We start from the raw sequence: 15,254 nt of genomic DNA, 5'->3' as shown, positions 1-15,254 counted from the left end.
GTCTTTCTCCGATCGGTTACCGGTATTTGCGGATAACCTGTAAGTCATAGTGAGTGAACCAGACGATCTGGTTCGCATTAAGCTTCTTTGGACAACCGCACAGCTTCCACTGTACGAACGAGCTTGCCCGGAACTTCCTTCAAGGTACGCGCTAGTTTGGTAACCGGCGCTTGCATGACAGCCATCATCAGTGACAGAGCCTCGTCCCGAGTCGGGAGGTTGGCCAGTTTGTTGATATCGCCAGCTTCGATCGTTTCTCCGCCTACTGCACCAACCGTAATGACAAGCTTGTCATTAGTTTTGGCAAAGTCGCGAAACAGACGTGCCGCTGAACCTGGATCCTCTTTTGAGAAAGCCAGCATCAACGGACCGCTGAGGCGATCGTTCATACACTCGAATTCAGTCCCCTTGACTGCCAAACGTGCCAGGGAATTCTTGACGACTCGCACATACACACCACTTTCACGTGCAGAAGCACGTAAAGCAGTCAGTTGCGAGACGCTAAGTCCCCGGTACTCGGCAGCAACTGCCGACAAAGCCGAATTCGCAACATCTGCGACTTCAGCTACGACGGCTTGCTTCTCTGCATAAGTCAGAGCCATAGAGCACCTTTAGTTAAACGGCTTTTCAACCAGTGAAAAACCATGCCTTGCAAGTTGCAAAACGCGCAACTTGCCTACTCGGTTCTGCAAGGTAGTCATACTGAGCTACCCGCGTCCCCATCTGCGCAGGCCATTAAGCCACCGGAACACGATGACACCTGCGGTCTTCGATGAGACAGACCGAGTCATGGCTAGCCATGGCACAACGTCTGCTCACTCAAAGTTCTTTCGTACTACTTATCTACAACTTGGCGACAAAATCGCCGAATATTACAATTGCAGACTCCTGCGAGTTACGCAGAAGTCTGCCTTGGTCTATCTTTCTAGACGTAGCTAGAATGATCGATTGTCAGACCAGGGCCCATGGTAGTGGACACGGTGATTTTACGAACATAGATACCTTTTGCTGCTGAAGGCTTCGCCTTGATCAGGTCAGCAATCAACATACCCAGATTTTGCTCAAGAGCTTGAGGTTCGAAGGTAGCTTTACCCAGTGTGCAGTGGACGATACCGCCCTTGTCTGCACGATAACGAACCTGACCTGCTTTAGCATTGGTAACAGCTTCAGCCACGTTCGGAGTTACCGTACCCACTTTAGGGTTAGGCATCAGACCACGTGGACCAAGAATTGTACCCAGAGCACCAACCACGCGCATGGCATCTGGTGCAGCAATGACGACGTCGAAGTCCATGCTGCCGCCTTTGATTGACTCGGCAAGATCTTCAAAACCAACCAGATCTGCACCGGCTTCACGAGCAGCTTCAGCTTGAGCGCCTTGAGCAAAAACAGCAACGCGTACTGTTTTTCCTGTGCCATTTGGCAACACACTGGAACCACGCACAACCTGGTCAGATTTACGTGGATCAACACCCAGGTTCACTGCAACGTCTACAGATTCTGCAAACTTGACAGTGGATAGTTCTTTCAGCAGTGAGAACGCATCAATAACGTTGTATTGCTTTTCTGCGTCAACCTTTTCACGGATTGCCTTTGCTCTCTTTCCCAATTTGGCCATCTTATACGCCCTCCACTTCCAGACCCATGCTGCGCGCGGTGCCAGCGATGGTACGAACGGCAGCATCCATGTCAGATGCAGTCAGATCAGGTTTTTTGGTTGTTGCAATTTCTTCGAGCTGTGCACGAGAAACCTTGCCAACTTTGTCAGTGTTCGGACGACCACTGCCCTTGGGCAGGCCGGCAGACTTGAGCAACAGTACAGCTGCTGGCGGTGTTTTTGTGATGTATGTAAAACTACGATCACTATAAACAGTAATAACAACAGGAATTGGAAGACCGGCTTCCATGCTCTGCGTAGAGGCGTTGAACGCCTTGCAGAATTCCATGATGTTCACGCCGTGCTGACCCAATGCAGGTCCTACTGGAGGACTTGGGTTTGCTTTCCCGGCAGGTACTTGCAGCTTGATATAAGCCGTGACTTTCTTGGCCATACTGATTGCTCCTGATCGGGTACAAACGCCTGACAGCCGCTAGATGCTCTGCCCGACTCCCCGATGGTTAGCGCAAATATGCGCGAATGCAGACCTATCGGCCTGCAGTTAATAAATCAGGCTTTTTCTACCTGACTGAATTCAAGCTCTACGGGAGTACTACGCCCGAATATCTGAACCGCGACCAACAGGCGATTCTTGTCAAAATTCACTTCTTCAACAACACCATTGAAGTCGTTGAAAGGACCGTCCGTAACGCGCACTACTTCGCCCACGTCGAACAAGACCTTTGGACGTGGCTTTTCCACACCGTCCTGTACGCGCTGTAGAATGGCATCGGCTTCCTTGTCGGCAATCGGAGCAGGCTTGTCAGCTGTACCACCGATAAAACCCAGAACCTTGGGAACATCTTTCACCAAGTGCCAGGTTTCGTCTTCCATTTCCATTCGAACCAGCACGTAACCAGGGAAGAATTTGCGCTCTGAACGACGCTTCTGCCCGTTACGTATTTCAACAACTTCTTCGGTAGGTACCAAGATGTCGCCGAACTTCTCACTCAATCCAGCACGCTCGATGCGCTCTTCAAGTGAACGTTTAACCGTCCCCTCAAAACCGGAGAATGCTTGCACTACAAACCAACGCATTGCCATGACTGTCTCTTAAATTCCCGTCACTGCGCGAAATAGAAACGCGAGCAGCATATCGAACAGCCATAAAAAGATGCCGACCAGCACAACGATAATGAATACCGTGACCGTTGTTTGAGTCGTTTCGGCCCTGCTTGGCCATACAACCTTGCGAACCTCAGTTCTGGCATCACGAAAAAAAGCAACAATTCGCTTGCCAATATCCGCCTGATAGACGATAAATGCAGCTAAGCCACCAATGAGCAACAAGCCAACCACTCGCAAAAGCAATGACTGTTCTGCAAAGTAGTAAAAAGCCACAAGCCCCAGTAGCACGAGTGCACCGGCGGCGACCAGCTTCACTGTGTCTGCGCTATTTGTCTGTACTTCGGCCTTTGAGACCATGAATATGCTCGCGGCGATCCAGGTTGGATGAAATATCATCGTGTAACACAAACCGGATTGGCAGGCCAGGAGGGAATCGAACCCCCAACCTGCGGTTTTGGAGACCGCCGCTCTGCCAATTGAGCTACTGGCCTAATCCGGTTACTTCAGAAAATCATCGACTTTCTGGGTAGAACATGAAAAGCCCAGATCTATGCTGACCCAGGCTCTCCATCCAACTCTACACTGGACGAAGCCAGCTATAATACATACTGTTTGACAAATAAGCTAGCGTGCCACCTGCCTTTCAGTAAAATTACTCGATTATCTTCGCAACAACGCCGGCACCAACGGTACGGCCACCTTCACGAATCGCAAAACGCAGACCGTCTTCCATCGCAATCGGGTTGATCAGTTCAACAACGATTTTCACGTTGTCACCCGGCATTACCATCTCAGTACCTTCTGGCAATTCAACCGCACCAGTCACATCCGTTGTACGGAAGTAGAACTGTGGGCGGTAGTTGTTGAAGAATGGCGTATGACGGCCGCCTTCATCCTTGCCCAGTACGTAGATTTCTGCCTCGAACTTCTTGTGAGGGTTGATTGTCTTCGGCTTGCACAGTACTTGTCCACGCTCGATATCTTCACGCTTGGTACCACGCAGCAGGATACCCACGTTGTCGCCAGCTTCACCCTGATCCAGCAACTTGCGGAACATCTCAACACCAGTAACTGTCGTCTTGGTGGTGTCACGGATACCGACAATCTCGATTTCCTCACCAACCTTGATGATGCCACGCTCGATTCGACCTGTTGCAACCGTTCCACGACCCGAGATAGAGAACACGTCCTCTACAGGCATCAAGAATGGCAGATCAACGGGACGATCTGGCATTGGAATGTAAGTATCCAGTGCGTCAATCAGCTTGTCGATAGAAGGACGTCCGATTTCAGTCATGTCACCTTCGATCGCTTTCAGAGCTGAACCGGTGATGATTGGCGTATCGTCGCCAGGGAAATCGTAGCTGTCGAGAAGCTCACGAACTTCCATTTCAACCAGTTCAAGCAACTCGGCATCATCAACCATGTCTGCCTTGTTCAGGTAGACAACGATGTAAGGAACGCCTACCTGACGAGCCAGCAGGATGTGCTCGCGAGTCTGTGGCATAGGGCCATCAGCAGCCGAACATACCAGGATAGCGCCGTCCATCTGAGCAGCACCGGTGATCATGTTCTTTACATAATCCGCGTGTCCCGGGCAATCTACGTGAGCGTAGTGACGGTTCTCGGACTCATACTCAACGTGAGCTGTAGCGATAGTAATACCGCGAGCTTTCTCTTCCGGCGCGTTATCGATCTGGTCGTATGCGCGCGCAGCACCACCGAACTTCTCTGCCTGGCAGATAGTCAGCGCGGCTGTCAACGTGGTCTTACCGTGATCCACGTGGCCAATGGTACCGACATTGACATGCGGCTTGTTACGTTCGAATTTTTCCTTAGACATCAGTCGCTGCCTCTACCGGATTGTTATGTTCTGTCGTCGACCTTGATTACTACCACGCGACGCCGCGGTAAAAAATTCTGGACTATCTTCTTGCACTACCGATTCATTACACTAAACTGAATACAGCATCTTGCGGGATGACAGACTGGAGCTCATAACCGGAGTCGAACCGGTGACCTCTTCCTTACCAAGGAAGTGCTCTACCAACTGAGCTATATGAGCGGCGCCTAGCCAATCATCAGTGTCGAATACACTGGGCACTACTTTCGGATTTTCAATACGGATATAACGTCTCGATCAACGAGTCGCCGAATCTGCTCAACAACTACCAGAATTGGAGCGGGTGAAGGGACTCGAACCCTCGTCATCAGCTTGGAAGGCTGAGGTTCTACCGTTGAACTACACCCGCTTCGCAGAACTACCAGTTGAACTACATATTCAGCACATCGTAATCTGGATGATATCAAGAGTGTCTAAACACCCTGCTTGCAACTAATGGTGGAGGGAGGAGGATTCGAACCTCCGAAGGCTGAGCCAGCAGATTTACAGTCTGCCCCCTTTGACCGCTCGGGAATCCCTCCATCAGGCAAGCCGGTAATTATGATGACCTTGAACAAGAATGTCAACCGCTCAAGGAAATATTTTTACCGTTTCATAACATGCTTCATTCAAACAGATTCTGCCGGATGAAGCACGCTAGTGAACGCAGAGCATTCTACCCTAATTTTTTAGTGAGCAAGTATCTGACTTAAGAATAATTGCGTGCGCTCTGATTGCGGGTTGTTGAAAAACGCTTCTGGCTCGTTTTCTTCGATGATTTGCCCGCCATCCATGAATATCACTCGATTCGCCACGGTTTTGGCAAAACCCATCTCGTGAGTGACGCAAATCATGGTCATCCCCTCGTGTGCCAGCTCGATCATGACATCCAGCACCTCCTTGATCATTTCCGGATCCAGAGCTGATGTCGGCTCATCAAACAACATGATCTTGGGGTTCATGCACAAGGAGCGAGCTATAGCCACCCGCTGCTGCTGCCCACCAGACAACTGTCCTGGAAACTTGTTTGCCTGCTCTGGAATACGCACGCGTTCCAGGTATTGCATGGCAACCTCCTCGGCTTCCTTTTTTGGCATCTTCTTGACCCAGATCGGAGCTAACGTACAGTTCTGCAGAACCGTCAAATGGGGGAACAAGTTGAAATGCTGGAACACCATTCCGACCTCGCGCCGGGTAGCGTCGATATTTTTCAGATCGCTGTTGAGCTCGATGCCATTAACATTGATTGAACCCTTTTGATGCTCTTCAAGGCGATTGATACATCTGATTAAAGTGGACTTACCCGATCCGGAAGGCCCACATATGACGATTCGTTCGCCACGACGCACAGCCAGATTGATATCTTTCAACACATGAAACTGCCCGTACCACTTGTTCATATCAGTGATATTGATGACCGCCTCATCACCGACTTGCATGGTGGGCGCCGTGCTTTTACTTTGCTGATCGCCTTGCATTATCGCTTGTGTCCTGTGTTCAATTTATCTTCGATGTACCGGCTATAACGCGCCATGCTATAGCAACAGATCCAGAATACGATGGCCACAAAGGCATAGCCGGTATATGGCACGGATCTGACCGACCAGTTTGGATCAGCGATGGAGGCCTGAACAACCCCGAGCAGGTCGAACAAGGCAATGATCAACACCAGCGTCGTATCTTTGAAAAGGCCGATGAAGGTATTGACGATACCCGGAATAACGATCTTGAGCGCCTGCGGAAGAATGATCAGACGCATCATTTTGCCAAACGGCAAACCCAAGGCCATGGCACCTTCATACTGCCCTTTGGAAATGGCTTGCAGCCCGCCTCTCACAACCTCAGCCATATAGGCCGAAGAAAAGAGCGCTACACCGATAACAGCTCGGAGCAACTGGTCGAAAGTAACACCAGCTGGTAGAAACAGCGGAAACATGATGGTAGCCATGAACAGTACGGCCACCAGTGGAATGCCTCGCCAGAACTCTATGAATATCGTGCTCAGAAGGCTGATGATTGGCATTTTTGAACGCCGGCCAAGAGCAAGCAACACACCCAGCGGCAATGAAGCAACAATGCCACTCAGAGCAATCACTAGTGTCAATGTGAAACCACCCCACTGAGATGTTTCCACAATTGGCAAGCCAAGCGTCTTGTTACCGTAAAGCATGACAAACGCAATGATCGGATAGACGAACAGCATGAATACTGCTGCCAACCTGCGCCCAGGCGCATTCTCCCAGACCATCCAGGCCACACCTACCGCAAGAACCCCTAGCAGGATATTGATACGCCAACGTTCGGATTTCTCGTAAAAACCATAGAGAAACTGCTCCCAGCGAGACGAAACGAACGGCCAGCACGCACCGTCTGGGTTAGCGATGCATGCATCGACACCGCCTGTCCAGTTTGCATTGAAAATTGTCCAGCCCAGAACGCCGGGCACCACGTAAAGCACCAGGGCCAAAGCCGTCAGCGTCAACAAAGAATTAAAAACGCCGTTGAACAGGTTGTCACGCATCCACGGGATCAAACCATCAGTGCTGATCGGCGCTGGCTTGTCCGGCAAATCTCCGGAATGCACCACTCCACCTGATGTCGTATTGTCATTGATAGTCATGACTTATCGCTCCACCAGCTTGATTCGTGAGTTGTACCAGTTCATGAATCCTGAAGTCACCAAACTCAATGTCAGGTAGACAGCAAGCGTCATGGCCATGATTTCGACGGCCTGCCCTGTCTGATTCAAGGTTGTTCCGGCAAAGACCGAAAACAGATCCGGATAGGCTATGGCGGTGGCCAGACTGGAGTTCTTGGTCAGATTCAGAAATTGACTGGTCAACGGTGGCACGATGACTCGCATGGCCTGAGGCACGACGACCAGACGCATTCGATGACTTGGCTTGACCCCCAAAGCGGAGGCGGCCTCTGTCTGACCATGGCTAACCGACTGTATTCCCGCCCTCACTATCTCGGCAATGAACGCCGCTGTGTATATGACGAGCGCCAGCAGCAAGGCAACAAATTCAGGAATGATTGTCACCCCACCACTCAAGGCGAAGCGGGACATCTCAGCCGGCATGAATTCCAGTGGACGACCCATGATCAGATAGGTGATCAATGGCGCACCAATAACAAGCCCCATACCTACTGTCAGCACTGGAAATTGCTCTCCGGTTTGCATCTGGCGAGCAGCAGCCCATTTCTTGATCAGCCAGGACACGGCGAGAGCCGCGAACAGCGCGTACCAGACAAACTGGAAGCCTTCTTGCCCGACTGGTTCGGCAAAGATAAGCCCGCGGTTATTAACGGAGAAAAAGACCATTTCGCCGGCTTCGTGCAACTCTCTCGGCCCAGGCAATGGTTTCAGCACGGCGCTGTACCAGAATAGAATCTGCAGTAGCAAAGGAATATTTCGGAAGAGCTCGATATAGGACGTCGCAATCTTCTGCACCAGCCAATTACTGGAAAGACGACCGATACCCACGACAAAGCCAAGAAGCAAAGCCAGCAGACATCCTACAAATGCCACGATGATGGTATTGACCAGCCCGACCAGAAACACCGTGAAGTAATTGGCGTCCTCAGTGTAAGGGACAAATGGCGTGGAAATGATGCCAAACCCTGCCCTGGAATCCAGAAAACCGAATCCTGAGGCTAGTCCACGGGCCTCCATATTGGTTGCTGTGTTATTGATTATCGAATACAGCAACCAACCTATGACAGCAACAACGACGAGCTGATAGACGATGGCCCGCTTGTCTGGATCACGCCAGAAGCTGGGCTTGGATGCTGCAGATATTGCACTACTGGGGGAGCTATTCGCCATACCTGGGTTCCGTAGGAATGTAAAAAGGGCCGCTTCCGTACCGGGTCTTTGCGATCCGGACTTTGCGGCCCCCCACTATCAACTACTGGTTCGAACGTCTAGCGCTGTGGTGCAGCGTAGAGCAAACCGCCTTGTGACCACAAAGCGTTTACGCCACGGTCCAGTTTCAGCGCAGTATCAGGTCCGACATTGCGATTGTAAGACTCAGCATAGTTACCAACGGCTGCAACGACGTTCGCGCAAAAAGCGTTATCGAGTCCGATCTTGGAACCAAGATCTCCATCGCTACCCAGAATACGCTTGATGTTCGGATCATTAGACGTTGCCATTTCAGCCACGTTGTCCATGTTTATGCCAGCCTCTTCCGCATTGATCATGCAGTTGAGAGTCCAGCGACCAATATCGACCCATTGAGTATCCCCATGACGGACCAGAGGACCCAGTGGCTCCTTGGAAATGATTTCAGGCAGTACGACGTGATCGTCTGGCTTGGAAAGCTTGGTACGTTGTGCTGCAAGACCTGAACGGTCAGTGGTATAGACATCACATCGACCGGCGTCGTAAGCCGAGACCACTTCGTCAGCCTTTTCGAAAGCAACAACCGTGTATTTCAAATCATTGGCACGGAAGAAATCCGCGACATTGAGCTCTGTGGTGGTACCTGTGTTCGTGCAGACGGCAGCACCATCAAGCTCAAGCGCACTGGTGACTCCCAGACTGGTGGGAACCATGAAACCCTGACCGTCGTAGTAATTGACACCCAGAAATTCCCCGAAATCAGCATCCCGACTCATGGTCCATGTCGTATTGCGCGACAAAACGTCAATCTCACCGGACGTCAGAGCTGTAAACCGAACTTTAGCTGACAATGGTGTGTACTTGACAGCCTCGGCGTCATTGAAGATAGCGGCTGCCATCGCGCGGCAGAAATCCACATCCAGCCCAGTCCAGTTACCTTGATCATCAGGGTTGGAAAAGCCGGGCAGACCTTGCGAAACACCACATTGCACAAAGCCTTTGCTCTTGACCGCGTCAAGAGTTTCGTCGGCATGCACAACACCCGCTGATACAGCAGATACTGCCAAAGCGACTGATAATGCAAATGTCTTTGTTGGACGCATTTATTACTCCGATGAAAAGAAGTTAACTAAAAGTATAGGATGCTGCAGTTCAACACAATTATTCCACGTGTTGAAGCACAGGTGTTTTTCCATTTTGGTTATGTGATGAAAGTTAACACATCGCGCACTTCTACCTGATTACGACAGGCTATTTTGAACTTCTGGCAAGATGACGTGCTTCCCGACTTTGATAGTTTTATATAAATGGCCGAAATAGCTGCCTTGGGCGCCGCCTTGTGCTGGGCAATGGGCGGAGTTTTTGCCGCCTCCGCCGCGCGTCAAATGGGCGGTATTGCCTTCACCCGGATACGCATGCTGATGGTCTTCGGACTGTTACTTTGCGTTGTACTAGTCACCGGATCAACTGCTGTAGCGGCAAACGACTTGCCACTCTTGATGCTATCCGGCTTTTTCGGTGTCTTCATTGGTGATACCGCCCTGTTCGTGACTATGAGCCGATTGGGACCAAGACGCACCGGCATTCTGTTTGCCACCAATGCCCCGATGACCGTCGGTCTATCCTGGCTGATCTTTGATGAGCAGCTGCACGCCGTAGCCCTGATCGGCTGTGGACTGGTCGCAATCGGTGTTTTCATTGCCATCGTTTATGGCAAGCGAGCTAACCAGATCCATATCTGGGAAGAGGTCCAGGGCCATTTGCTGACAGGAATTGGCATCGGACTACTGGCCGCCCTGTGCCAGTCCATTGGCTCACTGATGGTTGCACCAGCCCTATCTCATGGCGCAGATCCACTATCTGTTGCCACCATTCGCATTGGCGCAGCACTTATTGCCCTTTATGCGGCCAGAGGCCTTTTTCCCGCACAAACAAAAAGTAAACAGACACTCAACAAAAACCTCATTGGCCGTATGTTCATGAGTGGCTTTCTCGGCATGGCGCTAGGCATGACCTTGTTGCTATATGCCTTTTCGCAAGGATCCATTGGCCTCAGCGCAGCACTGTCATCCACAACACCCGTTATGCTTGTACCAATAATCTGGTTGGTGTCGCGCGAGCGACCAGCCTTTGGTGCGTGGATTGGTGCAGCGTTTGCCGTAGCGGGCTCAATACTGATTGTCATGCATCGTTAAGGAGTATCATGTTGCCAGTTGTCTGGACCAATCATCGTAGACTGACGACAATCAGGCGGCCATAGCGCGGTTCATCAATCCCGGATTGAACCCGATTTTACGGCGATCTAACCCCCTGTGACTCCAGTGGTGTTACCTGATTACCGATGTAGCTGATAGGCAAGAATAGGGATTCAATAGTTTCTATAATCTAGCGCGCGACACTTTAAACATATAATCAACGTAATCACGTTGGAGACATATTAAATGACTGAACGCACCATAACCATCACGACAGATGACGGTAAAGAATCTGTATTGCCTCGAATCAGCCCGACGCATGGGCCCGACGTGGCGGATGTGCGCGGTCTTTACAGGGACACAGGAATTTTCACCTATGACCCTGGCTTCGCGACTACCGCCAGCTGTAAAAGTGCCATCACTTTCATCGACGGTGACGAGGGAATCCTGCTGTACAGGGGTTATCCGATTGAACAACTGGCTGAGCACAGCACCTACCTGGAAGTGTGCTACCTGCTGATGTATGGAGAATTGCCCAACAAGGAACAGGGTGAATCCTTTAACCACATCATCTCGCAACACACGATGGTGCACGAAAACATCAGGGATTTCATTGATGGTTTTCGCTACGATGCGCACCCCATGGCCATGTTGGTAGGTACGGTTGGCGCCATGTCATCCTTCTACCATGACTCACTGGATATCAACAATCCTGAGCACCGGGAGATCTCTGCACAGCGATTGATCGCCAAGATGCCTACGATAGCCTCTTATTGCTACAAGCATCACCGCGGCATGCCATTCATGTACCCGGACAACAACCTGGGATATGTCGAAAACTTCACTCGCATGATGTTTGCGGTACCCGCAGAAGACTTCACACTCAACCCAGTGGCTGTCAAAGCCATTGAACTGATCATGATCCTGCATGCAGATCACGAACAGAATGCCAGTACTTCCACAGTCAGACTCTCCGGCAGCTCAGGTGCGAACCCTTTTGCTTCTATTGCATCAGGCGTTGCATGCCTATGGGGACCTGCACACGGTGGTGCAAACGAGGCGGTGATCAATATGCTTGATCGTATCCTCTACTCAGGTGAGACTATCGAACAGGTTATTGCCCGCGCCAAGGACAAGAATGACCCGTTCCGCCTCATGGGCTTCGGTCACCGTGTCTACAAGAATTTTGACCCACGCGCCAGACTTATCCAGAAGATGTGTTACGACCTGTTGAAAGAACTGGGTGGTGATCAACCTCTGTTCGAACTGGCTATGGAACTGGAACGTGCCACGCTGGAAGACGAATACTTCATCGAACGCAAACTGTATCCAAACGTCGATTTCTACTCCGGAATCATTCTGCGTGCTCTGGACATTCCGATGAACATGTTCACTGTCATGTTCGCCATGTCACGAACTGTCGGTTGGATTTCCCATTGGATGGAAATGCACGAAGATCCGGAATTCAGGATCGGTCGTCCTCGCCAGGTCTACACTGGTGCAGCTCAGCGCGACTACCCTAGTGGTAGATAAAGTAGACATGCCGAGCATTACTGCCTCGGCATTTACCTCGGCACTCTCGCAAGCAGCAAACGGGGTGTCCGTGGTAACTACCGCATACGAAGACATGGAGGCTGGCCTGACGGTCAGCTCCATGTGTTCGGTATGTGCAGACCCAGCTCTGCTTCTGGTGTGTGTCAATCTGGACAATCCTTTCTGCGCACTGGCAGAACAAAGCGGTCGCTTTGCCGTCAACATTCTGCCCAGTCATTGTATGGAACTTGCCACCGTGTTTGCGGGCCTCGGAGACCAACCCGAGCAATCCCGTTTTGACTCAGGCATCTGGACAACACTGAGCACCGGTGCACCGATTCTTACCAACGCGCTGGTAGCATTGGATTGCAAGGTGGACTCCACCCTGGTTAAAGGATCTCACCGAGTCTTCTTTGGTGAAGTCGTGGACGTCCGGACCACCAGTGGCGAACCTTTGCTCTACACGGATCGTCGCTTTGCCGTGGTTGAACCTGTACCTCTTTAGTGGCCCACCCACACGTCTGAAACGCCATGAGTATTCTCTTCTATTGCGAAGGCGATGATGGTCAGTTATTACAGACTTTTCGACATCGCCTGCCCGACCATGTAATCATCGACTGGTCTTGCGAACGTACAGAAGCAGATCCAAGTGACATAACGGCCGCTATTGTGTGGATGCCGCCGGTGGATTTTTTCGATAACACTCCTCGCTTACAGACCGTCTACGCCTTCTCCGCTGGTGTCGACCACCTTCTGCTGCATACCGGCCTACCCTCTCAGGCAACAATCGTTCGTTTGCGCGATGCGGGCATGGCTCAGCAAATGGCCGAATACGCACTTTATGGTGTGTTGCATTTCCAGCGTCAGATGGGGCTTTTACGTAGCGCTCAACGCCAGAAACACTGGGCTCAGGATGACATCAAAGCTATCTCTGCGGCACACGTTCGTATTGGCATTCTCGGAGCTGGCGCGCTGGGACTGCAAGTTGCAGAGAGAATGGCTCTCAACAACTATCCGGTTACCTGCTGGAGCCGCTCGGCTCGCATTAACGAAAAAGTCCGCTGTGTTAACGGTGAGCAGGCGCTAGGGGATTTTCTCAACTCCAGCGATGTACTGATATGCCTGCTGCCTCTGACTGATGCCACTACCGGTATTCTCAATGCCGGCCTGTTTGATCAGTTACCGCAAGGGGCTTTCCTGATCAATCCGGGCCGCGGAGCTCATCTGGTGGAACAAGATCTGCTTGATGCGCTGGAAAGCGGGCGACTCAGCGGTGCCCTTCTGGATGTTTTCAGCCTGGAACCTCTACCCGAGGAACACCCCTTCTGGCATCACAATGACATCATCATCACCCCTCACGTCGCCGCCCAAAGCCTTGTCGATGAATCTGTAGACCAGGTTATCGAGAGTATCCGGACAATCGAACGTGGCGAACTACCGGACGGGGTTGTCGACACTCAGCGCGGATACTGACGGCGCCAGACTTGCGATGGTCCTGAGAATAATCTGCCTCACAAGCTCTTCTTTCATCTCTGCACGAAGAATTCTAGCCTCGTTCTCCTTTCCCAAAACGCCTGTCTGGTCATAGGTGTACTCACGCGTCACCTCGACCCGGTTGAAGTTCTGGTTCTCGGGATAAACAGGCGCATCGCCATCCACGGACTCTGCAATCAGCATATTGACGGTATGACTCAGCTCAAGCTCGCTGACTCGCCCGGTGCTATTGACAGATACAACGCGTTCGGCCTGCTTTTCATCCGTCAAACGCAACAGAATGTCAGCCTCATCACGATTACGTGCCAGCTCGAAAGCGGCGTCAATGAGCGCCTCTTCTACCGACGCTGCAATACTGAGATCACGAGAAGCATCGACATAGATGCTTCCCAAGTCTGTCAGTCGAGTGACACTGCCGCGCGGGTGAAAGCCACAACTGGCAAGCATTGAAGCCAGTATGAAGCTGGCAACAATGAGGCAGGAACGATTGGCCGTGCGTTTCACTCGCTAGTAGCAGCCTTGGCAAAACTGCCCAGAGCATTACCTACCTTCTGCAGAACCTCATCGCAGCCTTCGATGTTGTGGCGCGCCTGCAGGTAGGCAGGATCGTTCCAGCCAAGATGTGTATTACCCGCCTCATCCTGCCAAGCCAGCATTTTCTGTGGCAAGTCCAGAGCCATGCTCTGTGCACAATTCATCAAGGGTGTACCGATCTTGGGATTACCGAAGATCAACACCTGAGTCGGTCGCAGTTCCAGATCCGCCTTTTGAGCATTGGCAGAGTGATCGATGCGAGCAAAAACAGTCATACCCTTGCTTTCAAGCACTGTTGTAAGCTTGTCCAGGGTGGTGGAGACATCAAAGGGGCTTTCAACACTGATAACGCCATCTTGCGCAACCGCAACCTGAACAGATAGAAGTGTAACCAGACCTAAAAATAAAGCGCGCATGAATCGATTCCGTTAATTTGTCCTGCGGGCGATTGTAGCGTACTCCGCTCCAGCAGATTTTTTGATGCAGAACTACACTCATACCTATGCACCAGTTACTGCTCAACCGAGATATCTACACCGAATTCGTTCAAACAGACCTGCCCATGGCTCAAAGGTTCCTGTGGATCGTCACGGCAGACATCAAGGATTTACACGTTGAACACAACAACCGCTTTCAACCACTGCTGGAAGTTCTCAGCAATCTGGTGGAATCCGGCGTTGCCGTTCGACTCATCCATGCCAAAGAGCCCGGACCGCGTTTTCGCAAGGACTTTGATCGTTTTGGCCCTCTGATCAACAGCGAACTGTTTGAACGCATTCTTTGTCCGCGCGTCCACACCAAGGCCATTGTCATTGACGGCGTCAAGGCCTTTGTGGGTTCAGCCAACCTCACGGGGGCTGGCCTGGGAGCCAAACATGCTGACAGACGAAATTTCGAAGCAGGTTTCGTTTTCGACGATGAGGCGCACCTCAACCAGCTGATGCATTGGATTGACGAACTCTATCTGGGTGAGCATTGCCACAATTGCCAACGCCGCGAATACTGCCCCGACCCGATCATTGAACTATATCGCTGAGAACAAGT

17 protein-coding genes and 4 tRNA genes are annotated in these 15,254 nt (G+C 51.4%); 5 read left to right on the top strand and 16 right to left on the bottom strand.

The window, feature by feature from the left end; all coding sequences use genetic code 11:
- Nucleotides 1-77 precede the first annotated feature (77 nt).
- From rplJ to IMCC3135_RS08130, 14 genes are all read right to left on the bottom strand, one after another.
- On the bottom strand, nucleotides 78-602 hold the full coding sequence (gene rplJ / locus IMCC3135_RS08195; protein WP_088917159.1) for a 50S ribosomal protein L10: 525 nt from the start codon (nucleotides 600-602) through the stop codon (nucleotides 78-80).
- 323 nt (nucleotides 603-925) lie between these two features.
- Nucleotides 926-1,618 (bottom strand): 50S ribosomal protein L1, encoded by a 693-nt coding sequence (gene rplA / locus IMCC3135_RS08190; protein WP_088917158.1) that lies wholly within the window; start codon nucleotides 1,616-1,618, stop codon nucleotides 926-928.
- Nucleotide 1,619: 1 nt separating this feature from the next.
- Nucleotides 1,620-2,051, bottom strand: a complete 432-nt coding sequence (gene rplK / locus IMCC3135_RS08185) for a 50S ribosomal protein L11 (RefSeq protein WP_088917157.1) — start codon at nucleotides 2,049-2,051, stop codon at nucleotides 1,620-1,622.
- A 116-nt stretch (nucleotides 2,052-2,167) separates the two neighbouring features.
- Nucleotides 2,168-2,701: a transcription termination/antitermination protein NusG gene (nusG, locus tag IMCC3135_RS08180; protein ID WP_088917156.1), complete on the bottom strand. Its 534-nt coding sequence runs from the start codon at nucleotides 2,699-2,701 to the stop codon at nucleotides 2,168-2,170.
- Between the two features lie 9 nt (nucleotides 2,702-2,710).
- Nucleotides 2,711-3,082, bottom strand: a complete 372-nt coding sequence (gene secE, locus IMCC3135_RS08175) for a preprotein translocase subunit SecE (protein WP_088917155.1) — start codon at nucleotides 3,080-3,082, stop codon at nucleotides 2,711-2,713.
- Between the two features lie 58 nt (nucleotides 3,083-3,140).
- A tRNA-Trp gene (locus tag IMCC3135_RS08170) sits at nucleotides 3,141-3,216 on the bottom strand.
- 161 nt (nucleotides 3,217-3,377) lie between these two features.
- Entirely contained in the window at nucleotides 3,378-4,568 is a 1,191-nt protein-coding gene (gene tuf / locus IMCC3135_RS08165) for an elongation factor Tu (protein ID WP_088917154.1), read from the bottom strand.
- Nucleotides 4,569-4,714: 146 nt separating this feature from the next.
- Nucleotides 4,715-4,790: transfer RNA gene (locus tag IMCC3135_RS08160), tRNA-Thr, on the bottom strand.
- 113 nt (nucleotides 4,791-4,903) lie between these two features.
- A tRNA-Gly gene (locus IMCC3135_RS08155) sits at nucleotides 4,904-4,977 on the bottom strand.
- Between the two features lie 87 nt (nucleotides 4,978-5,064).
- Nucleotides 5,065-5,149, bottom strand: a tRNA-Tyr gene (locus IMCC3135_RS08150).
- Between the two features lie 147 nt (nucleotides 5,150-5,296).
- A complete protein-coding gene (locus IMCC3135_RS08145) occupies nucleotides 5,297-6,085 on the bottom strand; it encodes an amino acid ABC transporter ATP-binding protein (RefSeq protein WP_088917153.1) in 789 nt (262 codons plus the stop codon).
- Nucleotides 6,085-7,227, bottom strand: a complete 1,143-nt coding sequence (locus tag IMCC3135_RS08140; RefSeq protein ID WP_088917152.1) for an amino acid ABC transporter permease — start codon at nucleotides 7,225-7,227, stop codon at nucleotides 6,085-6,087. Before IMCC3135_RS08140 ends, IMCC3135_RS08145 begins: the two co-directional genes overlap by 1 nt.
- A 3-nt stretch (nucleotides 7,228-7,230) precedes the next feature.
- Nucleotides 7,231-8,436 carry an amino acid ABC transporter permease gene (locus tag IMCC3135_RS08135; protein WP_088917151.1) on the bottom strand — a complete coding sequence of 402 codons (1,206 nt, stop codon included), beginning with the start codon at nucleotides 8,434-8,436 and terminating at the stop codon, nucleotides 7,231-7,233.
- Nucleotides 8,437-8,534: 98 nt separating this feature from the next.
- Nucleotides 8,535-9,557 (bottom strand): amino acid ABC transporter substrate-binding protein, encoded by a 1,023-nt coding sequence (locus IMCC3135_RS08130; RefSeq protein WP_088917150.1) that lies wholly within the window; start codon nucleotides 9,555-9,557, stop codon nucleotides 8,535-8,537.
- Between the two features lie 204 nt (nucleotides 9,558-9,761).
- Here IMCC3135_RS08130 and IMCC3135_RS08125 point away from each other — a divergent pair, with 204 nt between their 5' ends.
- From IMCC3135_RS08125 to IMCC3135_RS08110, 4 genes are all read left to right on the top strand, one after another.
- Nucleotides 9,762-10,649: a DMT family transporter gene (locus IMCC3135_RS08125; protein WP_088917149.1), complete on the top strand. Its 888-nt coding sequence runs from the start codon at nucleotides 9,762-9,764 to the stop codon at nucleotides 10,647-10,649.
- Between the two features lie 246 nt (nucleotides 10,650-10,895).
- The gene (locus IMCC3135_RS08120) at nucleotides 10,896-12,182 is read left to right on the top strand and encodes a citrate synthase (RefSeq protein WP_088917148.1); all 1,287 of its coding nucleotides are present in this window, start codon (nucleotides 10,896-10,898) and stop codon (nucleotides 12,180-12,182) included.
- 7 nt (nucleotides 12,183-12,189) lie between these two features.
- On the top strand, nucleotides 12,190-12,687 hold the full coding sequence (locus IMCC3135_RS08115) for a flavin reductase family protein (protein WP_088917147.1): 498 nt from the start codon (nucleotides 12,190-12,192) through the stop codon (nucleotides 12,685-12,687).
- A 26-nt stretch (nucleotides 12,688-12,713) separates the two neighbouring features.
- Nucleotides 12,714-13,655 (top strand): 2-hydroxyacid dehydrogenase, encoded by a 942-nt coding sequence (locus IMCC3135_RS08110; protein WP_088917146.1) that lies wholly within the window; start codon nucleotides 12,714-12,716, stop codon nucleotides 13,653-13,655.
- Here IMCC3135_RS08110 and IMCC3135_RS08105 read toward each other — a convergent pair.
- Together IMCC3135_RS08105 and IMCC3135_RS08100 are read right to left on the bottom strand one after the other, a co-directional pair.
- A complete protein-coding gene (locus IMCC3135_RS08105) occupies nucleotides 13,617-14,180 on the bottom strand; it encodes an LPS-assembly lipoprotein LptE (protein ID WP_088917145.1) in 564 nt (187 codons plus the stop codon). The genes IMCC3135_RS08110 and IMCC3135_RS08105 overlap by 39 nt on opposite strands.
- The gene (locus tag IMCC3135_RS08100) at nucleotides 14,177-14,626 is read right to left on the bottom strand and encodes a DUF302 domain-containing protein (RefSeq protein ID WP_088917144.1); all 450 of its coding nucleotides are present in this window, start codon (nucleotides 14,624-14,626) and stop codon (nucleotides 14,177-14,179) included. The genes IMCC3135_RS08105 and IMCC3135_RS08100 overlap by 4 nt, the downstream gene beginning before the upstream one ends.
- Nucleotides 14,627-14,712: 86 nt before the next feature.
- Here IMCC3135_RS08100 and IMCC3135_RS08095 point away from each other — a divergent pair, with 86 nt between their 5' ends.
- On the top strand, nucleotides 14,713-15,246 hold the full coding sequence (locus IMCC3135_RS08095; protein WP_088917143.1) for a phospholipase D-like domain-containing protein: 534 nt from the start codon (nucleotides 14,713-14,715) through the stop codon (nucleotides 15,244-15,246).
- Nucleotides 15,247-15,254 lie beyond the last annotated feature (8 nt).

It is taken from the genome of Granulosicoccus antarcticus IMCC3135 (assembly GCF_002215215.1).
In the GTDB taxonomy this organism is placed as follows: Bacteria; Pseudomonadota; Gammaproteobacteria; order Granulosicoccales; family Granulosicoccaceae; genus Granulosicoccus; species Granulosicoccus antarcticus.
The sequence above is the reverse complement of the archived record's forward strand: the minus strand, read 5'-3'. Positions and strand labels throughout refer to the sequence as shown.

Coding starts and splice junctions, on each gene's coding strand:
- rplJ (WP_088917159.1), bottom strand. CDS start 602: ATGGCTCTGACTTATGCAGAGAAGCAAGCCGTCGTAGCTGAAGTCGCA.
- rplA (WP_088917158.1), bottom strand. CDS start 1,618: ATGGCCAAATTGGGAAAGAGAGCAAAGGCAATCCGTGAAAAGGTTGAC.
- rplK (WP_088917157.1), bottom strand. CDS start 2,051: ATGGCCAAGAAAGTCACGGCTTATATCAAGCTGCAAGTACCTGCCGGG.
- nusG (WP_088917156.1), bottom strand. CDS start 2,701: ATGGCAATGCGTTGGTTTGTAGTGCAAGCATTCTCCGGTTTTGAGGGG.
- secE (WP_088917155.1), bottom strand. CDS start 3,082: ATGGTCTCAAAGGCCGAAGTACAGACAAATAGCGCAGACACAGTGAAG.
- tuf (WP_088917154.1), bottom strand. CDS start 4,568: ATGTCTAAGGAAAAATTCGAACGTAACAAGCCGCATGTCAATGTCGGT.
- IMCC3135_RS08145 (WP_088917153.1), bottom strand. CDS start 6,085: ATGCAAGGCGATCAGCAAAGTAAAAGCACGGCGCCCACCATGCAAGTC.
- IMCC3135_RS08140 (WP_088917152.1), bottom strand. CDS start 7,227: ATGACTATCAATGACAATACGACATCAGGTGGAGTGGTGCATTCCGGA.
- IMCC3135_RS08135 (WP_088917151.1), bottom strand. CDS start 8,436: ATGGCGAATAGCTCCCCCAGTAGTGCAATATCTGCAGCATCCAAGCCC.
- IMCC3135_RS08130 (WP_088917150.1), bottom strand. CDS start 9,557: ATGCGTCCAACAAAGACATTTGCATTATCAGTCGCTTTGGCAGTATCT.
- IMCC3135_RS08125 (WP_088917149.1), top strand. CDS start 9,762: ATGGCCGAAATAGCTGCCTTGGGCGCCGCCTTGTGCTGGGCAATGGGC.
- IMCC3135_RS08120 (WP_088917148.1), top strand. CDS start 10,896: ATGACTGAACGCACCATAACCATCACGACAGATGACGGTAAAGAATCT.
- IMCC3135_RS08115 (WP_088917147.1), top strand. CDS start 12,190: ATGCCGAGCATTACTGCCTCGGCATTTACCTCGGCACTCTCGCAAGCA.
- IMCC3135_RS08110 (WP_088917146.1), top strand. CDS start 12,714: ATGAGTATTCTCTTCTATTGCGAAGGCGATGATGGTCAGTTATTACAG.
- IMCC3135_RS08100 (WP_088917144.1), bottom strand. CDS start 14,626: ATGCGCGCTTTATTTTTAGGTCTGGTTACACTTCTATCTGTTCAGGTT.
- IMCC3135_RS08095 (WP_088917143.1), top strand. CDS start 14,713: ATGCACCAGTTACTGCTCAACCGAGATATCTACACCGAATTCGTTCAA.